This is a genomic window from Arthrobacter sp. M2012083 (genome assembly GCF_000281065.1).
Taxonomy (GTDB): Bacteria; Actinomycetota; Actinomycetes; order Actinomycetales; family Micrococcaceae; genus Arthrobacter.
Genome location: NZ_AKKK01000003.1, coordinates 73,396 through 98,680 on the forward strand (window position 1 = coordinate 73,396; position 25,285 = coordinate 98,680).

Sequence of the window (25,285 nt, forward strand, 5' to 3'; positions counted from 1 at the left end):
ACAAAGTCCAACAACCAAAGGCGCATCATGACAGCGCTCACCCCGGTTCTGCCTGAGACACCGCAGGGCGGTACGCCAGGCAAAGGCCCAACGACGGCGACCCGCAAGTCCAGGCGTTTCACCTACGGAAAGCGCGGTCTGGAGCCCTGGCTCTATCTTGCCCCGGCCTTCATCGTCCTGATCGCACTGCTCGGCTACCCGATCTTCCAGCTGATCAACGTCTCCCTTTACGACTACCGTCAGGCGCAAGTCAGCGGCAAGGCACCCCTGAATTTTGTGGGTCTGGAGAACTACCAGAAGCTCTTCGCCGATCCGCAGTTCTGGACTGTTCTTGGCAACACGGTGGTCTTCGCCACTGCCTGCGTGGTCTTCACCTTGCTGGTGGGCAGTTCGCTGGCGGTGCTGGCCACCAGGCTGCGCCCGTGGGTCCGCTCGATGCTGTTCGTGGTGTCGCTCGGCGCGTGGGCTACCCCGGCCGTCACGGGCAGCGCGGTGTGGTTGTTCCTGTTCGAGCCCACCCTGGGCCTGGTCAACAAGACGCTCGTAGCCATCGGGTTGACGCAGTTCGAGGGGTACTCCTGGACCTACGACAAATGGTCGGCTTTCGGGCTCGTCGCCAGCGAAGTGGTGTGGTGCTCGTTCCCGTTCGTGCTGGTCACGGTCTACGCCGGGATCCAGGCGATCCCCACGGAAGTCATTGAAGCCGCGAGGATCGACGGCGCTTCCATGCCCAGGATTGCGCGCAGCATCATGCTCCCGATGCTCAGGCCAATCGTGATCGTGGTGACCATTCAATCCATCATTTGGAACTTCAAGATCTTCTCGCAGATCTACATCATGACCAACGGTGGTGGGATTGCCGGACAGAACCTGGTGCTCAACGTGTATGGCTACCAGCAGGCCTTCGCCGCCAGCCTCTATGGCCTCGGTTCTGCGCTCGGCGTGATCATGACGGCCCTGCTCATGGTCATCACCTTGGTCTACCTCCGGATCCTCAAGAGAACAGGCGAAGCCCTATGACCGCCGTCGACGTTGCCTCAGTCCCCCGCCGAAAGACCCCAACGGACGCTCCGCAGAAGCTGCGCAAACAAGGCAAGCGCCGCTTCGGCGCGGACGCCGCGGCGATTATCATCGCCCTGATTGTTGCCTTCCCCTTGTTTTGGATGGTGCTGTCCGCGCTGAAACCCAAAACCGCGCTCGACGCCGGTGACGCGGCACCGTACACGCTGGAACCGTCGCTGGACTCGTTCGGACGCGTCCTGGGGGTGAACAACTTCGGCCAATACTTCCTGAACAGCGTGATCGTGGCCCTGGTGGTTGTGGTGCTGTCCACCGTCCTGGCGTTCCTCGCAGCCGTGGCCCTGACCCGCTACAACTTCAAGATGCGCACCAAGCTGCTGATCATCATCCTGGTTTCGCAGATGGTGCCTGTGGAAGCCCTGACCATTCCGCTCTTTTTCCTGCTGCGCAATGCCGGTGAGGCCATCCCGTTGGTGGGCCTGAACCAACTGGGCTCGCTGGTGTTGGTCCATGTCGGCTTCAGTATTCCGTTCGCCATCTGGATGCTGCGTGGTTTCGTGGCCGCTGTTCCGCTGGAAGTCGAGGAGGCTGCCCGTTTGGACGGCGCCAGCAGCTTCCGCTTTGTCCGCTCCATCCTGTTCCCTTTGGTGGCGCCGGGTGTGGTGGCATGTTCAGTTTTCTCTTTCATTTCCACGTGGAACGACTTCCTGTTCGCCAAGACCTTCATCATTTCCGCCCAGGAGAATCAGACGCTGCCCATGGCTTTGCTGACGTTCTTCAAGCCCGATCAAAACGATTGGGGAGCCATCATGGCCGGCTCGGTCATCATGACCATTCCCGTGCTGATCTTCTTCGTATCGGTCCAGCGCAAGCTGGTGTCCGGACTGGCCGGGGCGGTGAAGGGATGAGCGCGGCTCACCAGTTGATCCCCGCACCGTGGTCCTACTCTGCGGGCTCGGGCGAGTTGGAGCTCGACGCCGGCACTTCCGTGGGTGCCGACCCTGAACTGCGCGGTCCTCGCCGCTGGCTCACCCGGGCTTTGGGCGGAGCTACGGGTTGGGACCTGGCTCCCGCGCCTGCTCGTGAGGCGGGCATCCGCCTCCTGCTGGACCCTTCGCTGGACGCCGAGGCCTACCGCTTGGAGGTGAGTGACGCCGTCGTGATTTCTGCGGGTGGCGCCTCTGGCGCTTTCTACGGTGCGCAGACGCTCTTGCAGTTGTTGGGACCAGCGGCGTTGAGGCAGGCTCCTGTTGTTGCTGTTGAGGGATGGTCGGTTCCCCGTGTGTCTGTGGAGGACAAGCCGCGATTCGGCTACCGCGGGACCATGCTGGATGTCGCGCGGCACTTCATGCCCAAGGACAACGTGCTCCGGTTCATCGAGGTGATGGCCATGCACAAACTCAACGTCCTGCACCTGCATCTCACGGATGATCAGGGATGGCGAATCCACATAAATCGCTATCCCAAGCTGACGGAGATCGGGGCGTGGCGACGGGAATCATCGCTTGGTTCCTGGCGCGCAGGCGTCTTCGATGGACGCCCTCACGGCGGCTTCTACACACAGGACGACCTTCGGGAGATCGTGGCCTTCGCCGCTGACCGGCACATCACCGTCATCCCGGAGATCGACGTTCCGGGCCACAGCCAAGCTGCCATCGCGGCGTATCCGGAGCTCGGTGCGGGCCCGGCTGATGGTTCATCTCCTGTGGAGGTATGGACGCGGTGGGGCATCAATGAGACCGTCTTGGAAGTCTCCGAAACCTCGCTGGAGTTCTACCGGAATGTCCTGGACGAGGTGGTGGAGATCTTCCCCTCCCCGTGGATAAGCCTGGGCGGCGACGAAGTGCCACTCACGCAATGGCTGGCGAGTGCACAAGCACAGGCAAAGGCTGCAGAGTTGGGCTTGGACGACGTTTCCGGCTTGCACAGTTGGTTCGTCGGGCAGCTGGCGTTGCATCTGAAGCACCACGGCCGCGCCACGTCCGTGTGGGACGAGATCGGCGACGGCGGCCTTCCGGACGGTGCGCTTGTGGCGTCCTGGCGCGGGTACGAAGGCGGGATTGACGCCCTGCGCAAGGGCTACGACGTTGTGATGTGCCCCGAGCACAAGCTGTACCTCGACCATCGCCAAGCCGATGGCGACGACGAGCCTGTACCCGTGGGCTTCGTGACAACGCTGCAGGCTGTCTACGAGTTTGAGCCGTTGCCAGGAGTAAACGGCACGGAATTCCCCGGCCGTCTCCTGGGTGCCCAGGCCAACATCTGGAGCGAGCATCTGGATTCACCCCGCCGCGTGCAGTTCGCAGCGTTCCCGCGCCTCAGTGCCATCTCCGAAGTGTTCTGGTCCAAGCCGGAGGGCCGGGACTACGATGAGTTCCTGACCCGACTTACTGGTGCGCATCTGGCGCGCCTTGAGGCTATGGGCGTGGAGTACCGTCCCCTTGCAGGGCCGGCACCATGGCAGCAGCGGCCGGGTGTGGAGGGTTGGAAACGAGATTACGACGCCGAGCAACTCGTGAGGAACTGAGTGAATACTGAAGGCAAGGATGCCCGTAATTCCTCGGCATCGCTTCGCAAGGCGCTGGCTTTGTTGACTGTAGTGGCCGAGGAGCCTGGCAACGGCGATGGGCTGGCGCTCGTGGAGCTGACCCGGCTGTCCGGTTTGAACAAAAGCACGCTCTTGCGTTTAGCTGCCCCGTTGCTGGAGGAAAACCTGCTGGAGCGTGATCACGAGACAGGCAAGTTCCGCTTGGGCCACGGCTGTCTGCGGCTTGGCCAGTCATACCTTGACCGGGTGGATCTGCGCAGCGTAGCCAACGGAGAGCTCAGGAGCCTGATGCGTGCCACGGAAAGCACCTGCCACTTGGTGGTGCTTTCCGGGCACGATGTGGTCTACCTGGACAAGGTGGAGGATGAGGCGACGGTGCGGATGGCTTCGCGCGTCGGCGCCACCATGCCGGCGTACTGCACTGCCGTGGGCAAAGCCATGCTGGCGTTCAGTCCGGAGGAAGTCGTAGGACCGATCCTCGCGGCGGAGCTCCACCCGCTGACGGAGAAGACCATCACGGACCCTTCCCTGCTTCGCGCTGATTTTGAGACCATCCGCCGGCGCGGCTATTCCATAGACGACCGCGAGAATGAACCGGAAGTACGCTGCGTAGCCGCTCCGATTTTCGGCCACGACGATCACGTGGTTGCCGCACTATCCGTATCTTCGTTGTCCTCCCGGATGACTGCCAAGCGCGTCCGGGAGGTCGGGCCCATGGCAGCTGAAACCAGCCTCCGGATCTCCGCCAAGCTGGGCTCGCGGCGGGCAAGCGCGAAACTGGCGAAGCTCGCGTGAGTATCAGCGCATCGGACTACTTTCGCGCCAAGCTGCAGTGCGAGATTGATGTCATGGAGGTGGCTGAGTCCCAACCCGGCTCATTGATTGTGGTGGATACACGCCGGCAGTCCTCATGGGACCACGGACATATTCCCGGTGCCGTACATATTCCCACGGCGAACATTCCTTCCATTGCCCCGGAACTCATTCCGGCCGGTTCCCAAGTAGTGGTCTATTCCTGGGGGCCCGGGTGCAACGGAAGCACGTTCGCTGCGCTCGCCTTCGCTGGACTCGGCTACTCCGTGAAGGAGATGATCGGTGGAATGGAATACTGGATCCGGAACGGGCTCCCGGTGGAAACAGCTGGGGGGACCGTGCAAAGCAGGCCGGATTCACTGGTGACAGCACACACGTCCTGAAGTGAAACGGGGGAACGATGGCGGTTTTCGTCCTGATTCACGGTGGTGGTTCCACCGCATGGGATTGGCATCTGGTCAGCCCGCTGCTCGAGGGATCCGGGCATGGCGTCGTGGCAGTTGACCTGCCCATCGAAGACAACGACGCCGGACTCGAGGACTATACCCACGCGGTGACGGACGCAGTTGGCGATGCTGAGCACACCATTGTGGTTGGGCACTCGCTGGGTGGCTTCACGGCACCATTGGTGTGCGAGGAACTCCACTCCGACGGCCTGGTGTATCTCTCGGCGATGATTCCCATGCCTGGCGAGACCTTCGGTGACTGGTGGACGAACACCGGGCACGACCGGGAGACGATCCCCGATGACGCTTTCTTCAATCTCGTGCCTGATGAGTTGGCTCGCGAAGCCACCGAAAGGGAACGGGACCAGCAAGGCGCTTGGATGTCAGAACCGTGGCCTGGCCGTCATCCGGACGTTCCCACCTTGGCGATTTTGTGCAGGGATGACCAGTTCTTCCCAGCGTCCTTCATGCGGCGACAAGTACAACAGCGGCTTGGAGTTGAACCGGTCGAGATCCCAGGGGGCCACTACGTTACCCTCAGCCATCCGGACGCTGTTGCGATGGTACTCACCGACTTTGCTGAAAGGACCGCGAGGGCACGCTGAGGAACCAGTCAGGCAGGATCGATGTCGGTTCGCTTTGCCCGGACAACATCCTTGGCGTCGGTGACCTCCGACGGCTGGGGAGCGGGGGCGAACAATGCAATGGGGGGTGCGGCGGTACTGCAGTCCAGATCCGGAAGTGTAACGACGCTGCTGATCCGTTGTTGCCCTTCCGCGAGTTGTTCCATCCGGAACATCACGCCCGAGGCACTCAATTCATCGGGCACCTCACCTGTTTCTGATGCCCAACGCACCAAACAACCATGCACCTCGGCAGTGCCGGGAACCGGGCCCGGTTGGACCTTCATGGGGAGGAAAGGATCAGGCCCCGGCCGGATGTCCGGGCGACGTTTCTGTGCGACATCGTTCAACGGAGGCCTGGAAATGCGGACGCGGAGTTCCAAGCCGGTGGTCTCCACCAACTCGGGCAGGGTGAAGTCCGTAATATTCTGTGCCACAGCCTGGGCCTCGAGGGATTTGCGCGCCGCCATGACCCACGGGTCAGCCTCAAGGGGCTCGCTCGGCGCAGCTCCTTGCCATTCGACCGCCGGATAAGGGGGTGCAGGCTTCTTTTCCTCCCGGCACGCCGAGAGACCGCCAGCTACAGTGACCAGCAACAGCGATGCAGCAACCGCCTTGAAATAGCGCGGCCGGGATGTCCTTGCATCGCCCATGATCAACCACCTTTGTTTGCGTTTTTTCGCCTGTCGAATCTATCACGGGCGGATCGGTGGACCAGGTTCAGCACGGTACAGCGCATAGGCTTGGATCATGCTGAACCTGGTCCTTGGACTTCTCTTTGCGGGGCTCTTCCTTGCCTCGTTCCAGTCCGACCGGCGTCGGCTCCGAAACGGGGTGTTCCTGCTGGTGGCGGCATGGTTCCTCCTGCAGGCCCTTCTGGAGTTCCTCATAGACCTGAACCCGTGGTTCGAATGGTTGAACCTGGTGGTCTTGGTAGTCCCGGTGGTGAGCATTTTCGTCTTCGCCGGTTTCCTGATCGCCAACGGCATCACGATGGTCCGCAGGGAAGGCCCCGGCATCACCAGCTTCCTGCCGATCGCGGTGGGACTAGCAGTGTTCCTCGCCCCGGTAGTCGCCTTCCTTTTTGTGCTGAGCGGGCAGCCGGTGTTGGCCGGCATTGCTGCTCTGGCCTTCTTCCTCTGCTCCTACCTCGGTTGCGCATTCGTGGTGTTCCTGGGATACGCGGTGGTGTATTCCCGAATGCGTTTCAGCCCGAACCCGGCGGCCGTTATCGTCCTCGGCTCCGGCCTGATCAACGGCAAGGTCCCGCCGTTGCTCGCCGCGCGCTTGAACAAGGCGTTGGAAATTTACGACGGCGGTACTCCTGCCAAGCCGGTCCTGGTACCTTCCGGGGGGCAGGGTTCGGACGAGCCGCGGCCGGAGTCCACCGCCATGAAGGAGTACCTGGTGGCAAAGGGCGCGGCTGCCACGGACGTGCTGGAGGAGAACCAGGCCACCACTACCCGCGAGAACCTTGCCTATTCCGTTGCTCTGCTGGCAGACAAGGGTATTCAGGGGCCCTTGCTTGTGTGCACCAACAACTACCACGTACTGCGCGCAGCACTATTGTCCCGTCGGCAACGGATCAACGCCGAGGTTGTGGGTGCTCCCACAGCCAGATACTTTGTGCCCAGTGCCTTCCTTCGGGAGTTCGTGGCCGTGATGAGGGACAACCGCCTGACCAACGTTATTCTTTGCCTGCCGATGTTCGGGATCGCCCTGCTCATCACGGTCGCGCTGCTGAACTCTCCGGTGGTGTAGCTTCCCAGGGCTTGGGGACCCCGGTGGTGAAGGCGTGGCTCCACCCGGTGATGGAGCCAGCGGCGAAGACGTATCCCGGCTGGGGTTCCGCTGTGACGGTCACAGTGCCGGCAGGCTTCCTGTAGCTCCCGGCCGCGACTTCCTTTCCGTCAATCAGGTACGACACACCCGCGACGAAGGGAATGGTGTATTCATCCTGCCCGTGACCAGGGCGGTCACTAAAGGTGACGGACGCCGGCGTCGCCGTTTCGTAGCTCAGACCGAAGCCCAGCGGCAACAGGACGCCGTCGCCATCGGCTTCAGGAACGTTGACCGGCAGCTTGCCGCTCGGGTTGATCGCGCCCGAAATGGCGCGGACGGCACCGTGGAAGTTAACCTCCTTGACCCCATAACTGTTGAGCACGGCGTCGGCACCTGGGAACACACTGATGTCGTAGGGATTTCGCGTGGCCACAACGATGACCGGCGTCCCAGTGGCTGCCAGTTCCGCAACCATCTGTTGCTGCGCAGCGTTGCTGGTCGCGTTGTACGAAGCGAAGACGACGGCGTCGGCGTGGCCGGCGGCGGCTACGGCACGCGCGCGGTAGGCCGCGGACGGCGAGGCCCCATCCTCGTAGTCTTCCGTCACCGCGAATCCCTGATCCTGAAGCATTGGACCGACGAGCTCCGGCCATGCTGAACCGGCACCCACCATGAGGACTGAGCTGCCCGAAGCGAGCGGCAAAACCTGGCCTTCGTTGCGTAGCAGCGTGACAGCACGCTCGGAGATCAACTTGGCCGTAGCCAGGTTCGCTGCGCTGCCCACGAGGGTGTCCACAGCGGCGGGGTCGGCCAAGGGTTGCTCGAAGACCCCGCGCTTGACCTTCCATTCAAGGATTCTTCTGACTGACTCGTCCAGGCGGGCTTCGGTGATCTGGCCGGATTCGACGGCGGCGCGAACCCCAGCGAACGAGGCGCCCACATCCGGGGAGTTGAGGAGGATGTCAGAGCCGGCCTGGATCGCCTTTACTGCGATCTCTTCTTGAGGCCATTCGGCGGCCATTGCCGCCATATCCAGGGCATCCGTTGTCACCAAACCCTTGAAGCCCATCTCATCCCGAAGCAAGCCCGTGAGTACCTTGTGCGACAGGGTGCCGGGCATCTCCGCGTCAATGGCCTCCACAATGATGTGAGCCGTCATAACCATATCCACGCCGCCATCAATTGCGGCTTTGAACGGCTTGAGATGCTGGTTGAGGGTCTCGCGATCGTAGGTGACAGTGGGCAGTCCATAGTGTGAATCAACCGAGGTGTCGCCGTGGCCGGGGAAGTGCTTTGCGGCTGCACCCACGTTGTGTGCTTGAATGCCTTCGATCTGGGCGACGCCGAGTGCACTGACTAGCGCAGGGTCTTCACCCATGGAACGGATTCCAATGACGGGGTTGTCAGGATTGGAGTTGAGATCCAGGACCGGTGCGAAGTCAACGTTGATACCCATGGCACGCATTTCGGAGCCCAGGATTTCACCTTGCGCCTTGGCGAGATTTGCGTCTGCTGTGGCGCCGAGGGCCATGTTCCCGGGGAGCACTGTGGCCGGAGGCCCGATGCGGGCAACCAAACCGCCCTCCTGGTCAATGGTGACCGCCAGCGGGATGCCGTTTCCGTCCTCCCGCATTGCCGTTTGCTGCAGACCGTTGGAGAGGCCCGCGACCTGCTGGGGGTTGGCGGTGTTTCCGGACCAAGCGAAGTAGAGGACACCGCCGAGGTTGTACTTTTCCACCACTTCCGCGGGCGTATTGACGCCATACCGCTCTTGGTTCTTTGCTGCCATGGAGGTGTCGTCGGCCGAAGAACCGTAAACATGCGTCCAGGTCATCTGGCCGATCTTTTCGTCCAGCGTCATGCCGGCGATCATCGCCCCGATATCCGGAGAGGCGGCGACCGTCGTCGGACTTCCCGTGACGGGTACGGCCGCAAATGCCGTGCCCGCGCCAGCCAACACCCCCGCGCCCGTCATCAGGAGCGCAGTGGCGGCCGCCGTCATGAGTGAAGTTTGTTGTCTTTGCATGTGAATCCCAATCCCATCGTCCTTGTTGCGGTTGAGGCTTGCGAGTGTCTGTAGGACTAGCGCTTGCCGTTGTAGAGGAGGTACTCGCGGGTGTCGCGCACGAATTGGTTCAGTTCGGACCGCCAGCTGTCCACGATCGTCTTGGCGTCAGCACCGGCGTCGAGCTGTTCAGCAAAGCGGGCCGAGCCGCTCAGCAGGCCCATCCACCGTCCGCCGTCGCCACGCCAGCCGAAACCGGGGTACAGGCGCTTGGCTTCCACCAGCATGTGGGTTCCCACTTCAAGTGCTTCGACACGGGTGGCGTCGGTGATGTGGATTTGGACCCCACCACAGATGAGGCCCTGGTTCTTGGAGAGGGTCGGCTGGAAGTACGCTTCGCGGAAGGTGACGCCTGCAAGGCCCTTGCTGTTCAAGGCCTCCGCCCAGCGGTAGTCCACGTAGGGTGCGCCGATGAGTTCAAACGGCCGGGTGGTTCCGCGCCCTTCCGACATGTTGGTGGCTTCGAAGAGGGCTGTGCCGGGGTACACGGTGGCGGTTTCGGGTGTTGGCATGTTGGGGCTGGGCAGGATCCACGCGGCCCGGTTGTCCGGTCCCGTCATCTCGCGGTGCCATCCCTGGGCCTCCACCACCTGAAGGTCTTGGATGGGTGTGAGGCCGGCGGCCGGAAGGTGAACGGTGTTGAAGTATTTGGCGAGCTCGCCCACCGTCATCCCGTGTTGGAGCGCGATGCCCAGTTGGCCGACGCCGGATTCGAACCCCTTTTGCAGGACCGGTCCGCGGGCTTGACCCCCGATGGGGTTCGGGAGGTCAAGGACAACAAACGTGGCTCCGGTCTTCGACGCCGCCTGCATGGCGCCCCACATGGTCCAGATGTAGGTGTAGAAGCGTGCGCCGACGTCCTGGATGTCGAAGCAGATGGTGTCCACACCGGAGGCTTCGAAGAAGCGGACGTAATCGGCAACAGTGGCGCCGTAGGAGTCGTAGACCGTGATGCCGGTCCGAGGGTCCACGGATGTTCCTTCGCTGGCGCCGTCCTGCGCGGTCCCCCTGAAGCCGTGCTCGGGTCCGAAGACCGCTCCGACCTCCACACCTTTGGCCGCCATGTCATCCACGATTGAGCGGAAGTTGGCGAGGACGCCGGTGGGGTTGGTGATGACTCCCACCTTGCGGCCGGTGAAAATGCTCCAGTCATTGCTGGCGGCCACATCGGCGCCGCTGGTTGGAGGTCCCGGCCTCCCCGGCCGGACTTGCTTGGGACTGGCAGTTGCGCTGGGGGTGAAGGGCGCCACGACGGCGGCAGCGGCCGCCAGCCCCGATGCGTGGAGCAGCTTTCTACGGTCGAGTGCCATCAAGAAGCCTTTCGAAAGGGAGCGAGGAGCATGACAAGTTTTGTGACTTTCCTTACATCGACCGTATTCGCCGCCCGGTAATGCGTCAATGACTTACCTTTGGGTGGATGCCTGTGTAACTTAATGACAAGGCCTTGGACCATGGCCCGGGGCCGGTACCTTGGGTCGGGTTCGACCCGTCGGAAGGAAACCATGCTGGAAGCGCCGGGAAACGCAAAGTTGTCCCGCACTGTTTTGGTGCGGATTCGCTCTGTCCTGCCGGCGTTGCGCCCCTCGGAGCGCGCCGTGGCCGAGTTGGTCTTGTCGGATCCATCCCGGGTTGCCACCATGTCCATCGGCGATTTGGCTGAGGAGTGCGGAACCTCCACTACCTCGGTGGTCCGGTTCTACAAGAAGGTGGGCTACGGCGGCTACCCGGATCTTCGCCTGGATCTTGCGCGTGAAACTGCCCGTGAGAGTGTGGCACACAGCGTTCCGGCCGAGGTATATGAAGACATCAACACCGCAGACTCACTTCAAGACATTGTCTCCAAAATCGCCTTCAACGAAACCATGTCCATCGCCGATACTGCCCAGGTGCTGGATGTCGAACAACTGGCTCGGGCCATTGACGTGGTGTCCGGCTCACGCAAGATCGACATCTTCGGCGTGGGAGCGGGAGGTTTGGTGGGCCAGGATCTGCAGCAAAAGCTGCACAGGATTGGCAAGGTCTCCTTCGTATGGCCCGAAGTGCATGCCGCTCTCGCCTCAGCGGCACTGCTGGATTCCGACGGCGTTGCTGTCGCCATCTCGCACTCAGGCGCCACCTCGGACACCATCGATTTCCTGAAGGCGGGCAAAGCGGCCGGAGCCGCCACCATCGCGATCACCAACCATGCCGACTCACCACTAGGCGGAGTGGCTGACATTGTGTTGACTACGGCAGCCCGCGAGACCCCTTTCCGCCCGGGGGCCATGGGTAGCCGGATAGCGCAGATGATGCTTGTTGACTGCCTGTTCGTGGGCGTCGCCCAGAAGTCAAATGAGGTTTCCATTGACGCGCTGCGCAAAACACACGCAGCTGTCCAAAGCCGGAAGTTGCGCCGGGGCAACTGACAAGCGCACTGCCCGTCCGGGACAGCCTGCAGCTACTGGACAGGTTCCGCCTGTTTGGCCTCGCCTCTCACGTCACTGGGCCTCAGCATGGAGTCTGAATTGATCGCAAGAATCCCCGACAGCAGGGCTGCCAGAAGGATGGAGCCAAAGGCCATGAATGACGAGACGCCCATAAGGAACGTGGCAACTGCAAGGCTGAGGGGACTGGATACAGTTTCAAGAAACTGGACTGCCGTCATGGTCTTGCCCAGGTCAGACGAGGGAATCTGCTGATGGATGAGGGATGTGCGTCCCACCGTCCATGCGATGCCGCCAGTACAGACGACGAAAAGGGCGCTTGCCACGGCAATCCACGACGGGATAAAGAAGAGCAAAGCCCCTGCTGCCATCAGCCAGGAGGACCGTTGCATCATAATGTTTGGGCGCCAGTCGGACAACAAACCTGACAGAATCGAACCGCAGAAGAGGCCCGCAGCTGCTGCTGCGCCGACAATTCCTACTTCCGTGGTGGAACCCTTGAGGCCAACGGAGGTCTGGAAGATCGCCAATGTGGACAATGGAGCCGACAGGAAGCCGACGAGGACAACTGTCCCGGCAAAGCGCCACCAGCCATGGATTTGGGTCAGTCTCCGGTATCCGGCAGAAAGTTCCTTGAAGAAACCCGGCCGGTCCGGCAGGCTGCTCGGGCGCTCCGGCCATGGCAGGAAATTCATGATCAGGGCAATAACCGTAAACGACGCAGCGTCAACAGCCAGCAACCACCACGGACCCCAGACGGCGCTCAAAGCTCCACCAATGGCCGGACCCACGATGGAAGCTGAGGTCCACGCGGTGGATACTGCGGCGTTGAACTTCGCCGTGCCGTCACCGTACATCGTCGGGATGGCCACGAAGGTGGCTGTCCGGGCGAACATATCGAGGCTGCCGCGTAGGAATGCGCCTAGAACGAGGACCCAAAAGGGTGTGTGCCAAGGGCCTATCAGCAACGCCATGGCAGCAACAACCAGTGCTTGACCCCAATAGCCAATGTGGGTCATGGCACGGGGGGACATACGATCTGCGAGTCCGCCGATGAGCACTCCGGGAAAAGCCTTCGGAAGTTGTGATGCCACGGCAACGATGGACATCTGGGCAAGGCTGCCGCTTGTCTGCAGGACTATGAGCGGCAGTGCGATGTTGTACGCACCGCCACCCAACGAATTCACCCACATTCCCGTGAGGTGCAGGCGCCTCTGCCATGGCTTTGCTAATGACACTTCAGATACCTCGGGATGAATGGAGAATGGTGACAAGATCCGGCTGCTTTTCCACTGAGGTGAGAAGCCATTGCATTGCGGGAGCCTGCCAAAAACTGATATTCCACGTGCGGGCAATGACTATGTGAAAGATGGTGGTGCAGCAGGGAACTACAATCCGCCACTTGCCGGGAAGAATGAGCGCAAGGGGGAGCGCGACTAATTCAAGAAAGGGAATTGCGCGGGTCAGCACACGAACCGGCAGCCTGTATCGCTCTTGGGCAAACGGGTGGGTATCCGAGGCCGACAGGTGCGAGTGATAGATATGGTTGGCATCGCCGCGCCTGACCCAAGCGTCATAACCGTGGAGGAGTTTGGACAAGCCGGCCTGCGTGTAGGGCAGGTACAGCGCAACCCGTGAGACCGATAGCGGCAGGCTCGGGGACTGGGAACTGCCTGGCTTGGACACCTGACTGATGACTAGTACCGCTTCAATGAACGTGTCATACGGCCAACGGCCCGGTAGGGAACGGGCATCCAAAGCTCGTGTTCCCAAGAAGGTTCCCAACGCTGCCCGCCGAATCCAGGAAGAGGGCTTCGCGCCGGGGTTTCCACAAACCTCGCAGGCCGCCGCGGCGGCCATCAGTAGTCCGGCTGCCGCACGTCGGCTCTTCCAGGCGGTCCTGTCATCAGGCGTGCTGTCCACCGCTGATTCCTGTGAAGCAACTGCGGCTCGATAGTCACGGGAAGCAGCCGGGCCGGGGCGGAGCGTCAGCGCCAAAGCGGCAACGACCCACACCGCCGCATTGCGTACATGCTGAAGTTGGACTGGTCTACTGCGAAGTTGGCGGAACATAGCTGTACACAATTTCCTTTTCCTCAGGCATTCCCCGAACAGTAGTTGCCACCAGGATGTCCATCCTCAAGGGAAGGTCGGGCAGGTGAGCGGGGGCTCGAACCTCGTCAAACGGTCTCCACGCGTTGTTTCGTAGCCTCTGGATGATTCTCTGGCAGAGGACGTTCTTTGGTTGGTCATCCTCACCCATGAAGATGCTGGCGAACACTGCCCCGGCCCGGAAGAACTGGGTTGGAAGGCAGTTTGCCGGGCTGCAGGCAACGGCTGTTCCATCAGGCATGTGAAATTCAACTGCGAATCTTGAGACGCGGTCCCGGAACTTCGCATTGAACATATTGTTTGACGCGATTGGCCAGAAGTTTCTGTTGGCCACCGTTGCGGCGACCGAGGCGACTACATAGGCCCCCGCCACAGCAACGAGCGTCGTGCCCTTGTGGCAGTCAGGCGCACGCAGCACAGCGGCCATTCCTGGCAAAATCCTCGAACTCCGATGCCAACTCCAGGGAGTCAAACACCAGCCTCCTGCCGTCAAGATTGGTGGATCCGGTAAGCAGGTAGCGGAACACTTCCATGGCAGCAATGGACGCCACGATGGAGTTCAGTGGCCCAAAGCTTGGAGCCTGGTATGAGCTATTGAGATTTGTGGTGGAGAACGATGCCTTTGATTTGGTCCTGCCGTCGTTATCTGTCGCTGCGCATTGCAGGCAGGGTGTGATGCCTGGCCGTACTACCGGGCCTACCACTCCACGCGTATCTTGATATCCGGCGCAGGTGAAAGGTGTGCCGGTAGCGATGGACGCCTGGTTGGACCACTCGAGCACTTCCTGGGGCGTGTCGGCGGAAACCACAACGAAGTCTGAGTCCCGAAAAACAGGTAAGAGATCTTCCACTCCGGAGATCATGGAGGCGACTTCCACCGTGTTGACGTCGGGGGCCCTGAGGTGAAGGTTTCTTGCAGCGGCCTGGATTTTGGGGGAACCGATATCTTGGGCCGTGAAGAGGTACTGCCGGGTCAGGTTGCTTTCTTCTACAGTGTCTCCGTCGACCAGGACAATGGAACCTACGCCTGCTGTTGCAAGTTGCATGGCCACGTTTGTTCCGATTCCACCCACGCCGATCAGCGTGACCTTTCGGTTGCGCAGCAGATCGCTGGCCCCGGGGCCGGTGCTGTGTGCGAGTTCAAAGTACAGGTCATGGCGGCTGTACCGGCCGGAGAGGTCGAACCTGTACGGCACCAGAATCTCGGCCTCGATAAGTTCATCGACGATCGCTCCGGAGCCTTCGCCCAGCAGGAGTTGGGCCTTGCCTCCCAAGTCGTCGAGTGTCCGTGGCTGTGAAGCGAAGCTGAGTAGTTCAGCCAGCCCGTCTGGAGCGTCCTCGATTTCGATCGCGTTGGGCGGTGCCAATCCGATCTGCACGGCCGTTTCCGTGGTGATGACCGGTAGCGACTGCTTGAGCGAGTAGGTTACGGCTGCCAATTCTTGCCTCCAATGATGAGTGGGGACCACGCGGTGCGTGGCCCCCACTATTTATTCTTGGTTTAGTTGAACACGAAGTTCAGCTTGGAACGGCGCTTGGCCAGTCGCTTGAGCTTAAGCACTTGAATCACTCCTTTGTGTTTATAAACTTGTTGGACGGAATGAATCTACGACACTTGTCATCGATATGACAAGTTTGTCGATTATTTTTCTGCGTGTCGCTTCGGGTGTCCCCGCTAAGGGGTGTGCGGTATAGAGTCGAGGGCATGTTTGAACTCGTCCCGCCGAATGTTGCCTTCCATCAGTCGTTCCTTGAGTCGCACCGTGAGTGGGCTGGCGTCCATCAGGACGGTGCCGCCGTCTTCATGGCGGACGACGTCACCAGTCCCGAGGGCTTCGCGGCTTGGGTGGGCATGTTATTGGACGCTGAAAGCGCGCCTGAGAAGGACGGAATTGTGCCGTGCACGTACCTCTGGATCACGGAGGGCCCACGCTACGTAGGGGCGATTGCGTTCCGGCACCATCTGACGTCGGCTCTCCTGAACTCGGGCGGGCACATCGGCTATGGGATTCGCCCTTCGGACCGCAGGAGGGGGGCGGCGACCTGGGCCCTGCGGGAACTCCTGTCCCGTTTGGCTGCGCAGGGCGAGCTGGGTGGGGCTCTGCCGGATCGTGTTCTGCTGACCTGTGATGACGAGAATTCGGCGTCGATTAGAACTATCGAGGGTTGCGAGGGGCGGCTCGAAGACAAGCGGACGGGTGAAGATGGGCGGCTTTTCCGCCGGTACTGGATTGACCTGGGAACACCTGCAGAACATTCCATCCAGTAAGCCTCGACGTCGGCACTCACCGTACGTGCCGACGTCGTGCTTTCTATTCGGTGACCTGGTCCTCCACTACCGGGTCCTTCAAGAGAAGTGCCGTGCCTTGGAAGGCTGGCAGTTCCAGGAAGAAGCTGTGGAGGTCATCCACTTGGCTGACGTCTTCGCCGCTGAACAGATCGTGGACGGTGGAGCCCGGCACAAGGTGCGACGACTGGATGCTGCCCGCAATGTCCTGGTCCGAGAAGTTCAGGACCGTGACCTGTAGTGCTCCGTCGGCGAGCTGGTTGACCAGAACCAGTAGCCCTCGGTGGGAAACGTCGGGCACGTCCAGGAGCGTGCTGGTGGCGATTCCCGACTCTTCCCGCACGGTCAGGATCTGCTGGAGTCGTCGGGCGTAGGAGTTGGGGTCCTTCAGCTGCTCGGGCAGCGGACCGTAGAGGCTCCGGGCGCGGGGCATGCCGGCCAGGGAGGTTTTCGCGTCCGGGCTGGTGCCCATGAGATCGTGTGCGCCACGGTTGATCCAGCGGGTATCGCCCTGCGACGTGAGCTCGCGGACCGTCTCGCGGTCAAGCGCTGTGATGCCCGTGAGGTCCCAACCGGAAAGTGCGAAGACCCCAGGCTGCAGCGCGTTGTACATGGACAGGAGCACGTGGGCGTCCCGGACCTGTGCTTCCTGCTCCTCGCTGATGGCATCCTGATCCTTGATGCCAAGGGCCGCCATGATGAAGCTGACCGTGGTGCAGGCAATGCCGTTGGTGGTGAACACCGCGTTGTACGGTCCGTTCTCCCCCGTGAGCCGTTCCCGCATGGTGTTCTGGACCTTTTCCGCCACCTCGGCGCCGGTGAGCTCCTCACCGGCAAGTTCGAAGACGTCGTCCCTGTGTCCCGCGGCGAAGTGGAGCAGCTCGTAGGTCAGTTCGTCGTGGTTTTGGAGGGCATGGACCAACGATGCCTGGTCCACGCCGATCTCCATGGAAAGCCGTAGTGTCAAGCGCAGGAACTCTGTATCTCCGATGACCAGGGCGTAGTGATAGGCGGGCCTGGTGATGAAGTCGTAGGAGAGGTCCGGCCCGGACTCGGACTGGGTTTTGATGTCATCGATGGTGAGGTTGAGTTCCTGGAAGGAGAATCCGCCCACCTTGCGGATCATGGAACCAATCAGCTGGTTGGCCGCCTCGGACAAGGGGTGGCCCTCCGACCAGCCCGGTTCTTCCTCGGCGCTCTTCTCCACGCCCAGGAACCCGTTGGCATCAAGCCGGAGGGCGCCCGTTCCCAGGTCCAGCAAAGAGTGCAGGGCATCGCCAACCACAAGGCGCATGCCGGCGAACGTTGGGTCCAGCCAGTTGATGGAAGGCTGGCCGGCCTTGAAATAGTGCAGATAGACCCACCGGCGGGTCTTGCCCGTGGTGTCGATGATGGGCTTGGTGGCGCTCCAGTTGGTTTCCTTGACGCCGGGTTCGTAGAAGATGACGCGCTGCAGCCGGCCGATGATGTAGCCGGCCTTTTGCAGGGCCTCCTCAGCTGCCGGGCTGATGTTCACCGAATCCTCACCCTCGGGGACCTCGGGCAGCAGGTGCCAGTCCTCTTCGGGAATGTCCACCATGTGATAAATGCCGGGGTAGTCCCGGAAGTTCATTTCGGCGAGCCGGAAGTCCGCGCCCTTGCCGGTGTGCCCGGGAACGATGTCGTCAATGACGGTGCCGCCGTGGTCATTGGCCACCTCGCACATCTGGCGGAACTCTTCCTCGGTGCCGAAGGCGGGGTCGATCGCCATGCTGATCCGGTCAAAGTGGCCGTCCACGCTGGGGGTCTGGGACCAGCCGCGGATGCCACCGGCCAGCTTGACCGGTCCGGTGTGCAGGCCCCGGATGCCGATCTCGCTGAACGCGTCCCAGAGTGCGGGATCGCCCAACGCCGAAAGGAAGGACTGTCCGTCCTTGGTGATGAAGGACAAGGGGTAGGCCGTGAACCAGACGGGTGCACGTTCCACGGCTGCGCGCGGATTCGGCCTGGCATAGGAGTTCTGCCACATGCTGGCCTGCCCGGACAACTGCCGGGCCATGGTGTTGGCGTCGCCCAACATGGATTGGTTCCTGAGCCAGTCCACGTAAGTGGAGTTCAGGCCGTCGAATTCCAAGGAGGGCCGGGCTGCGAAGAATTGCCGCCTCCGGGCGATCGGCCGCAGTGCCTTGGGGCGAGCTGGATAGAACTGTTCGTCAAACGTGATTTCCGCTGGTTCGCTTGCGGTTTCATCGGGCGTTTCCTGTGGCGTCTCCTCCGGATTTTCTTCCGAAGTTTCGCTGTTTTCTGACACGCTCTCGTTGACTGCAGGCTCCCGCACAGTTTTCTCCTTTACGTGGTCGCCGCGTCAACGCCGACCGTCCGAGGGGGTCGTTCAAGAGGTCACGTACCCGGGCTTGCCCGGACTATTCATGCTAGTCGGGGGAGCCTGCCGTTTGTCTAACCCGGGAACAAGTAAGTCTCGTTATTATCTGCTGGGTTGACGTTGGCGGCGCTGCGGCTTAGCCACAACAAAGCCCGACGTCGGCACTCAGGTGAGTGCCGACGTCGGGCTCCAAAGGGTTGGGTGTGGGGATATTAGTAGCGCCAAACCACCGTGTAGGCGTAGCCGTTGCCGTTCCTGACGCACCCTTCCACCAGGCGCACGTAGGAACCAAACCCAGGCCTGGCGGCATCCAGGTTCGATTCGCACGATGCTTTGGTGTGAAACCAATAGACATAGGTGCTGGCCGCCTCGGCGGGGGCGGCCAGGGCAATTCCTCCACCCGCAAGAATGGCGGTAGCCGCAAAGACGGATGCAATTTTCTTTTTGAATTTATTCATTTCGATAGACTAAGCAGCGGGGTGGAGGCAGTCAACGGTTCCCGGAACCGCCAAGGACCCTACCGATCAACAGCCGGGAGCCGGTACCGTGACTCGTGGAGATCGGAGAACAATGAAAATCGTCGTGATCGGCGGCAGCGGCCATATCGGGTCCTTCCTTGTCCCCAGGCTCGTGCGGGGCGGCCACGAGGTCATCAACATTAGTCGTGGGACCAGTGCGGCATACGTTGATGCGCCCGAGTGGCAGCAGGTCCGGCAAGTCACTGCGGACCGCCACCTTGAGGACCGGGAGGGCACCTTCGGTGACCGGGTCGCGGACATGCGTGCCGACGTCGTGGTTGACCTGGTGTGCTTCACGCTCGAATCCGCCACGGCTCTGGTGAACCGGCTGCGCGGCGAGGCGGGGCATCTGCTGCATTGCGGGTCGATCTGGCGTTATGGTGCCAGCCGGAAGCTGCCCATCTCAGAGGGGGCGGACTCCACCGCGGAGCCGCTGGATGAATACGGCATCCAGAAGCGCGATATTGCCCGGATGCTGAAGGATGAGACGGCCTCCGGAGGGCTGATAACTACGTCGCTGCACCCCGGCCACATTGTGGGTCCCGGATGGCATCCCGTGGGTCCGCTCGGAAATTTCGATCCCTCTGTGTGGCAAAAGATCGCGGCCGGACAGCCACTGCAGATTCCGGGAGGTGGCACAGAACTGATGCACCACGTCCATGCCGACGACCTCGCGCAGGCCTTCGAGAAAACAATCCAGCGCCGCGAAGCGGCCGCCGGCGAGGACTTCAACATTGTTGCTCCGTCCGCCCTGACAGTTCGTGGCTACATGGAAATCGCGGCGTCGTGGTTCGGGCGGGAGCCCCACTCGGAGATGGTCAGTTGGAAGGACTTCCGCGAAACCACCACGCCCGAACATGCAGACACGAGCTGGGCCCACCTCTCCCGCAACCACTGCCTCACCATCGAAAAAGCCAGGTCGCTCCTGGGCTACGCCCCCCGCTACGAGCCGGAACAGGCCGTTCGTGAGGCGCTGCAGTGGCTTATTGGGAACAACAAGCTTCAGGTTCAGACTTCCCTTATAACCACGGCGTAACGCTCGCCGACTGGACTCGCCTATTGGTGTCTGTACAACAGCCACCTCAACCCCGAAGCTTAAGGAGCAGAGGGGGAGCATCCATGTTCAAGGCGGCCAACAAAGGAGTGACGGACACCAGGCTCGACCACGCTTTCTTCGTCATGGGCGGAGTCGCCGCAGTATGGCTTGCATTCTTGTTGGTGGGCGAGAGCTTCCAGCTGGGGTGGGGGCAGGTGTGGTTCTACGTGGTGTTCTGGGCGTTCCTTGCCTACCTGCTGCTCCCACGGCTCCACCGGATCCTGACCACCATCTACGTACCGGGCTATTTCATTGGCCGGGCACGGACCAGCGACGGGCTCTTGGGCGACCCGGTCAACGTCGCCTTGCTGGGCGCCGAGCCCCAGATCCACGCCATCATGGAGTCTGCTAAATGGACCAAGGCCGACGACGTCACTTTCGCCAGCAGCCGGCGCATCATCAGCTCAACTATTTTCCGGCGTAGCTACTCAGAGGCGCCCGTCAGTCCGTTGTATCTCTTCGATCGGCAGCAAGACTTCGCCTACCAACAGGAAGTGGACAACAACCCCGGAAAACGTCACCACGTCCGCTTCTGGCGTTGCCCCGAAGGCTGGCTCCTACCGGGTGGACACAAAGTGGATTGGCTTGCCGCCGGAACCTACGACCGCAGCGTCGGATTCTCTCTGTTTACGCTCCAGATCACGCACAAGATCGAGCAGAACACGGATGTGGAGCGCGACCACATCGTTTCAACCGTTTCGGCTGCGGAACCAGCTGTCTCAGTCCAGGTCATCAAGGACTTCTCCACCGGATACCACTCACGCAACGGTGGCGGGGATTCAATCTCCACTGACGGCGACCTCCCCATCGTCGATGCCCGGAGCGTCCTGGTGCCCGCGGACCAGCTGCCTCGCCGCACAGACAGCAGGGACCGGCGGCCCGCGCCCATCATTGTGGGTGCCGCCCTGGTGGTGGCGAGATCCATTGCGGCCTTCGTCCTTGCCGTCACACTGTTTACATCATCGGACCTGGCCACGGATATCAGCACCGATGGCGAGGCCTTGGACCCGCAAGCCACGACGGCGCTCGTCACCGTTATGGGGCTGGTGGTGTTGGTCTTCGGCTTGGGTGAGGTTTTCCTGGCGTGGCGAATTTTCCTGGGCAGCAACGGGGCGCGGGTGATCGCGATGGCCCTGAGTTCCATCTCCATCCTGGTACAGGCCATCGACTACTCGACAGGGACCGCGAACCTCACCCTGGAAGCCGGCCTCGCCGGTCTGGCCTCGGACATCCTGGTGCTGTTGGCACTGTCCAGCCAACGGGCCAGGGTCTACGCCAAACGGCAGCGTGTGCCGGCGGTCCCGGTGTCGGTGGTAAGCCGCGGAGGGGTCAATTCGTAACGGGCTCCCGGTCCGCCCCCGCTTCGAGGCCGCGTCCCCACCACAGTCCGGTGCTGCCGTCGTATATGACACCCAAATTCGTGGGAGACGCAGCAACGGGCTGGCGACACCCGAATATGGGTGTCTCCAGCCCGTTGGCGTGGCGCTAAAGCATCTGTGTGGCGGGGAGTTACGCAGTGACCGCCAGAGCGTCGATCTCTACCAGCATGACCTCGTGCGGCAAGTCCACGAAAACGGTGGTGCGGCTCGGCAGTTGGCCGCTGGGCACGTTCTCGCGGATGAACTCGCCGTAGACCTCATTCATGGCGGCGAAGTCGTCGCGGGTGGTGAGGTAGACGCGGAACATGAGGACGTCTTCAACGGAGGATCCGCCGGCTTCGAGGATGGCCTTGACGTTCTCCAAGGTGCGTCGGGTCTGGACACGGACGTCGCCCTCGCCGATGTACTGGTTGGTGGCGGGGTCCATCGGGCCCTGGCCCGAGACCTGGAACATGCCGCCCTTCTTGATGCCCTGCGAGAATACGTGCGCCGGGGCGGGTGCGTTTTCGGTCAGTACTACGGTCTTTTCACTCATGCTGAGTTCCTTTCGTGGCTGATCCAGCCGAGGTCGTTGGAGATGGCCTCGGTGCTGGCTTTGAGGTCGGGCAGCAGCTCAAGCAAGCCTTCATAGCTGAGCATCACTACCGGTACCGAACAAGAGGCTGCGGCAACAACGGCGCCGCTCGCGTCGCGGATGGGGGCCGCGATGCAGTGCACGAAGGCTTCGTGCTCAGCGTTGTCGTGGGCCCAGCCCTGTTCCTTGACCTGCTCGAGTTCGGCCAGCAAGGCCTCCGGCGAGGTCAGGGTATTCTCGGTAACTTTCACGTAGTCCAGCCCCGCGGCGATCTTTTCCTGCCGACTGCGCGGCATATCGGAGAGGAGGACTTTGGACACAGCGGCCGAGTGCAGCGATGCAGTCAGGCCGATGCGCGAGTACATGCGGACGGGGTGGTGCGACTCGAACTTGTCGATGTACACCACCTCATCCCCTTCAAACGCGGCGAGGTGCACAGTGTGCCCGGTTCGGCCGTTGAGTTCGGCCAGGTGCGGATGCGCCACTTTGCGGATGTCCCGCTGCTCCAAAGCCAGCGATGACAGTTCAAAAAGCTTGGAGCCGAGCATGAACCGCTGGTCTTCGTCCCGCACCACGAAGCGCTTTTCTTCCATGGCGTGCAGGAGCCGCATCACGGTGGTTTTGTGGACGGCAGCCTTGGACGCGAGCTCGTCCAGGGTTGCTGGCTTTGCGGCGAGTTCGCCGAGCAGGTCGATGGCTCGCATGAGGCTCTGGCTCACGATGTCACGCTCCGGTTCTGGTGTTGAATTGTCCGTCTTCAACATGGATAGCAGCCCACGCGTCATCCGAAGAATCGAGAATGGCTGCGAGCTCGGCGGCGTCGGGCAGCGGGCCGCGGTCACCCTGGACCGTGAGGGTGCACGCAGCTGCCACATGCCCGCGGCGAAGGCTCTCCTTCTGGCCCAGTCCGAACAGCATCCCGCTGAGGTAACCGGCGGCGAAAGAGTCGCCGGCGCCAACGGGCTCGACGACGGCGACGGACAGTGCGGGCACCTCTTCACGAGTGCCGGTCCGGTCCAAAGAAATGGCGCTGATCGCCTCGTTCTTGATGACCAGCACCTTCGGATCCGGCATCATGCGGCGAAGTTCTGCTTCGTCGGTGGTGCCGAAGGCGTGTTCGGCTTCGTCTTTTCCCACGAGCACGACGTCGGACAGGTTCGCCAGCCGCTGCAGGACGGACCTGTCCTGGCCTGCCCAGAGGGCTTCGCGCCAGTTGACGTCGAAGCTGATGATCCGGCCACTGCGAGGTGCGGTGAGGATTGCTTCCAACAGTGAAAGACACTCGGGGGAGAGGGCAGCGGTGATTCCGCTCAGGTGGATGAGTGCTGCGTTCTCAAGCAACGAGGTAACGGCGGGATTGGAAAGCGTGTCCCGTCCCATGGCCGACGCCGCGGATCCTTGCCGGTAGTACAAAACCGAACTCCCGCCGTCGGGGTCCGAATCCTGCGCCGGGACCTTGACGTAAAGCCCTGTGGGCAGGGACTCGTCCACCTCCACGCCTGCGGTTCCCACGCCGTGATCCTGAAGTTCGTGCAGGATACGGGTGCCGAAGCCGTCGTGGCCCACCCGGCTGATCCAGTGCGCGTCCAGGCCCATGGCGGCCAGGCCCATGGCGACGTTGGATTCCGCGCCGCCGATCCCAAAGTGGAGTTCCGTTGCCAGGTGCAGGGGGACGGCGTGGACAGGGGTAAGCATGGCCATGGTTTCGCCCACGCATACAGCTGAAAGCATCGTTCTCCCACTAGTTCGTGCGCTTCTCAGCGGCCTTGACTCTCGATCCGCCACCATGTTAGACATATCACCAGCAGGTTTGCAACCACCGTTGCAAAATACGCAACGCATCAGAATTACCTAACAACCCCACAACGCAGCTTCAAAAACGCAGCACCGCGAAGGGAATGAACGCGTGAACACTTCCGAAGCCATCTCGGCATCCGCCGTGTCGGGCCTGGCTGAACGCCGTCTCGACTGGCGTCACAAAGCTGTGCCCGCAACGGCGAACGGCACCACCCACGCGGACTTCCTCGCCGCCAAGCACACGCTCGCTGACCTCCAGACGCCGCTGCTCACCCTCGACGCCGGAGCGCTCCGCGCCAATGCCGACCGGCTGGCCGACTGGTGCAGAGACCACGGCGTCCTGCTCGCCCCGCACGGGAAGACCACCATGTCCCCGCAGCTCTGGACCGAGCAGCTCAACCGCGGCGCCTGGGGTATTACGTTGGCGAACTTCGCACAGCTCCGTGTGGCCCGCGAGTTCGGTGTGAGGAACCTGCAGCTCGCCAATAGCCTCACGGATCCGCACGCCATTCAATGGGTTGCCGGCGTTGCCACGCCGGACGCGCCGATCCTGTCCTGGATCGACTCCCTGGGGACCGTGGAAGTCATCAACCGAACGCTCGCCGGCAGTGATGCTGTGCTGGAAGTCCTGGTGGAGCTCGGCGCGCAGGGTGGCCGAACCGGGGCCCGGACTGTGGAAGCGGCCATGGAGATTGCCCGCGCTATATCCGAATCACCCAATCTGCGTCTGGTGGGCGTCAGCGGCTATGAAGGCTCACTCGCGCACACGGCGGACGACGCCGGCCTGGCCGCCGTTCGTGGCTACCTCGCCCAGATGCGGCTGCTTCACGAGGAGCTCCTCGCCGCAGGCCTGTACGGTTCAGGCCGAGTGATCATTACCGCCGGTGGCAGCGCCTACTTCGACGACGTCGTCACGGTCCTCGCCCCCGCCATCAGCACCGGTGCCGAACTTGGCGGACCTGCCGTGGACCTCATGATCCGCAGCGGCGCCTACATCATCCATGATGACGGTTTCTATCGCGGAATCTCGCCGTTTTCCCGCGAGGGTAACCGACCCTTCAAAGCCGGGATGTACGGCTGGGCACGGGTTGTTTCACAGACCGAACCCGGCCTCGCCATTCTCGACGCCGGGAAACGCGACCTCCCGTTCGACGAAGGCCTGCCCGAACCGCAGTTCATCGGACCTGTCCTGGGTGGGGCAATGGAGCCACTGCTTGGCGCCGAGATCACCTCGGTCAACGATCAACACAGCTTCATGAGCTACGAAGCGTCCACCACCACGGTCCGTCCCGGCGACGTCGTCCGACTGGGCCTCTCCCACCCGTGCACCGCGTTCGATAAGTGGACCGTCATTCCAGTGCTCGCGGACAGCGGGTCCACCGAAGGCCCGGGTAACCAGACCGTCGTCGACCTCATCCATACCTTCTTCTAGGACCATGC

Annotated in this window: 24 protein-coding genes; 12 read left to right on the top strand and 12 right to left on the bottom strand. The window is 62.0% G+C overall.

The genetic code is table 11. The features are described from left to right. The first annotated feature begins 27 nt into the window (after positions 1 to 27). From A477_RS0101650 to A477_RS0101675, 6 genes are read left to right on the top strand one after another with little or no spacing between them, the layout of a single operon-like run. Positions 28 to 1,020: a carbohydrate ABC transporter permease gene (locus A477_RS0101650; RefSeq protein WP_017197308.1), complete on the top strand. Its 993-nt coding sequence runs from the start codon at positions 28 to 30 to the stop codon at positions 1,018 to 1,020. Continuing rightward, positions 1,017 to 1,928, top strand: a complete 912-nt coding sequence (locus A477_RS0101655; RefSeq protein ID WP_017197309.1) for a carbohydrate ABC transporter permease — start codon at positions 1,017 to 1,019, stop codon at positions 1,926 to 1,928. The genes A477_RS0101650 and A477_RS0101655 overlap by 4 nt, the downstream gene beginning before the upstream one ends. Beyond that, a complete protein-coding gene (locus A477_RS0101660) occupies positions 1,925 to 3,547 on the top strand; it encodes a beta-N-acetylhexosaminidase (protein ID WP_017197310.1) in 1,623 nt (540 codons plus the stop codon). Before A477_RS0101655 ends, A477_RS0101660 begins: the two co-directional genes overlap by 4 nt. Beyond that, on the top strand, positions 3,548 to 4,363 hold the full coding sequence (locus tag A477_RS0101665; protein ID WP_017197311.1) for an IclR family transcriptional regulator: 816 nt from the start codon (positions 3,548 to 3,550) through the stop codon (positions 4,361 to 4,363). Beyond that, the gene (locus tag A477_RS0101670) at positions 4,360 to 4,764 is read left to right on the top strand and encodes a rhodanese-like domain-containing protein (protein WP_017197312.1); all 405 of its coding nucleotides are present in this window, start codon (positions 4,360 to 4,362) and stop codon (positions 4,762 to 4,764) included. Before A477_RS0101665 ends, A477_RS0101670 begins: the two co-directional genes overlap by 4 nt. 17 nt (positions 4,765 to 4,781) lie before the next feature. Further along, positions 4,782 to 5,432, top strand: a complete 651-nt coding sequence (locus A477_RS0101675) for an alpha/beta fold hydrolase (RefSeq protein ID WP_017197313.1) — start codon at positions 4,782 to 4,784, stop codon at positions 5,430 to 5,432. A gap of 8 nt (positions 5,433 to 5,440) precedes the next feature. Here the strand turns inward: A477_RS0101675 and A477_RS0101680 are convergent, their stop codons facing one another. Beyond that, complete coding sequence (locus A477_RS0101680) at positions 5,441 to 6,103, bottom strand: hypothetical protein (RefSeq protein ID WP_017197314.1); 663 nt, start codon at positions 6,101 to 6,103, stop codon at positions 5,441 to 5,443. A 97-nt stretch (positions 6,104 to 6,200) separates the two neighbouring features. On the opposite strand from A477_RS0101680, the gene A477_RS0101685 reads away from it, so the two are divergent. After that, the gene (locus A477_RS0101685) at positions 6,201 to 7,211 is read left to right on the top strand and encodes a YdcF family protein (protein WP_017197315.1); all 1,011 of its coding nucleotides are present in this window, start codon (positions 6,201 to 6,203) and stop codon (positions 7,209 to 7,211) included. On the opposite strand, the gene A477_RS0101690 is transcribed toward A477_RS0101685, so the two are convergent. Beyond that, positions 7,177 to 9,234: a glycoside hydrolase family 3 protein gene (locus A477_RS0101690; protein WP_017197316.1), complete on the bottom strand. Its 2,058-nt coding sequence runs from the start codon at positions 9,232 to 9,234 to the stop codon at positions 7,177 to 7,179. The genes A477_RS0101685 and A477_RS0101690 overlap by 35 nt on opposite strands. Positions 9,235 to 9,314: 80 nt before the next feature. After that, positions 9,315 to 10,607, bottom strand: a complete 1,293-nt coding sequence (locus tag A477_RS0101695) for an exo-beta-N-acetylmuramidase NamZ family protein (protein WP_017197317.1) — start codon at positions 10,605 to 10,607, stop codon at positions 9,315 to 9,317. Between the two features lie 192 nt (positions 10,608 to 10,799). Here A477_RS0101695 and A477_RS0101700 point away from each other — a divergent pair, with 192 nt between their 5' ends. Continuing rightward, on the top strand, positions 10,800 to 11,702 hold the full coding sequence (locus tag A477_RS0101700) for a MurR/RpiR family transcriptional regulator (protein ID WP_017197318.1): 903 nt from the start codon (positions 10,800 to 10,802) through the stop codon (positions 11,700 to 11,702). A gap of 32 nt (positions 11,703 to 11,734) precedes the next feature. Here the strand turns inward: A477_RS0101700 and A477_RS0101705 are convergent, their stop codons facing one another. The 4 genes from A477_RS0101705 to A477_RS0101720 form a co-directional block, all read right to left on the bottom strand. Further along, entirely contained in the window at positions 11,735 to 12,958 is a 1,224-nt protein-coding gene (locus A477_RS0101705; RefSeq protein ID WP_157367016.1) for an MFS transporter, read from the bottom strand. Position 12,959: 1 nt separating this feature from the next. Continuing rightward, positions 12,960 to 13,643 (bottom strand): hypothetical protein, encoded by a 684-nt coding sequence (locus A477_RS0101710; protein ID WP_237715695.1) that lies wholly within the window; start codon positions 13,641 to 13,643, stop codon positions 12,960 to 12,962. A gap of 127 nt (positions 13,644 to 13,770) precedes the next feature. Next, entirely contained in the window at positions 13,771 to 14,073 is a 303-nt protein-coding gene (locus A477_RS23215) for a hypothetical protein (protein ID WP_157367017.1), read from the bottom strand. A gap of 160 nt (positions 14,074 to 14,233) precedes the next feature. Further along, positions 14,234 to 15,271 (bottom strand): TOMM precursor leader peptide-binding protein, encoded by a 1,038-nt coding sequence (locus tag A477_RS0101720; RefSeq protein WP_017197322.1) that lies wholly within the window; start codon positions 15,269 to 15,271, stop codon positions 14,234 to 14,236. Between the two features lie 266 nt (positions 15,272 to 15,537). Between A477_RS0101720 and A477_RS0101725 the strand changes: the two genes are divergently transcribed. Next, positions 15,538 to 16,101, top strand: coding sequence for a GNAT family N-acetyltransferase (locus A477_RS0101725; RefSeq protein ID WP_017197323.1), 564 nt, complete (start codon positions 15,538 to 15,540; stop codon positions 16,099 to 16,101). A gap of 43 nt (positions 16,102 to 16,144) precedes the next feature. On the opposite strand, the gene treS is transcribed toward A477_RS0101725, so the two are convergent. Further along, a complete protein-coding gene (gene treS / locus A477_RS0101730) occupies positions 16,145 to 18,436 on the bottom strand; it encodes a maltose alpha-D-glucosyltransferase (RefSeq protein ID WP_017197324.1) in 2,292 nt (763 codons plus the stop codon). A 257-nt stretch (positions 18,437 to 18,693) separates the two neighbouring features. Then, positions 18,694 to 18,939: a hypothetical protein gene (locus tag A477_RS0101735; protein ID WP_017197325.1), complete on the bottom strand. Its 246-nt coding sequence runs from the start codon at positions 18,937 to 18,939 to the stop codon at positions 18,694 to 18,696. A gap of 112 nt (positions 18,940 to 19,051) precedes the next feature. Between A477_RS0101735 and A477_RS0101740 the strand changes: the two genes are divergently transcribed. Continuing rightward, a complete protein-coding gene (locus tag A477_RS0101740) occupies positions 19,052 to 20,035 on the top strand; it encodes an NAD-dependent epimerase/dehydratase family protein (protein ID WP_017197326.1) in 984 nt (327 codons plus the stop codon). A gap of 83 nt (positions 20,036 to 20,118) precedes the next feature. Next, complete coding sequence (locus A477_RS0101745; RefSeq protein WP_017197327.1) at positions 20,119 to 21,435, top strand: LssY C-terminal domain-containing protein; 1,317 nt, start codon at positions 20,119 to 20,121, stop codon at positions 21,433 to 21,435. Positions 21,436 to 21,604: 169 nt separating this feature from the next. Here A477_RS0101745 and A477_RS0101750 read toward each other — a convergent pair whose 3' ends face one another. The 3 genes from A477_RS0101750 to A477_RS0101760 are packed head-to-tail and all read right to left on the bottom strand — an operon-like array spanning position 21,605 to position 23,779. Beyond that, positions 21,605 to 22,009 carry a RidA family protein gene (locus tag A477_RS0101750; RefSeq protein WP_017197328.1) on the bottom strand — a complete coding sequence of 135 codons (405 nt, stop codon included), beginning with the start codon at positions 22,007 to 22,009 and terminating at the stop codon, positions 21,605 to 21,607. After that, on the bottom strand, positions 22,006 to 22,812 hold the full coding sequence (locus tag A477_RS0101755) for an IclR family transcriptional regulator (protein WP_017197329.1): 807 nt from the start codon (positions 22,810 to 22,812) through the stop codon (positions 22,006 to 22,008). The genes A477_RS0101750 and A477_RS0101755 overlap by 4 nt, the downstream gene beginning before the upstream one ends. After that, positions 22,772 to 23,779, bottom strand: a complete 1,008-nt coding sequence (locus tag A477_RS0101760) for a sugar kinase (RefSeq protein WP_017197330.1) — start codon at positions 23,777 to 23,779, stop codon at positions 22,772 to 22,774. Before A477_RS0101760 ends, A477_RS0101755 begins: the two co-directional genes overlap by 41 nt. A 175-nt stretch (positions 23,780 to 23,954) precedes the next feature. Here A477_RS0101760 and A477_RS0101765 point away from each other — a divergent pair, with 175 nt between their 5' ends. Continuing rightward, positions 23,955 to 25,277 (top strand): alanine racemase, encoded by a 1,323-nt coding sequence (locus A477_RS0101765; protein ID WP_026005287.1) that lies wholly within the window; start codon positions 23,955 to 23,957, stop codon positions 25,275 to 25,277. Positions 25,278 to 25,285 lie beyond the last annotated feature (8 nt).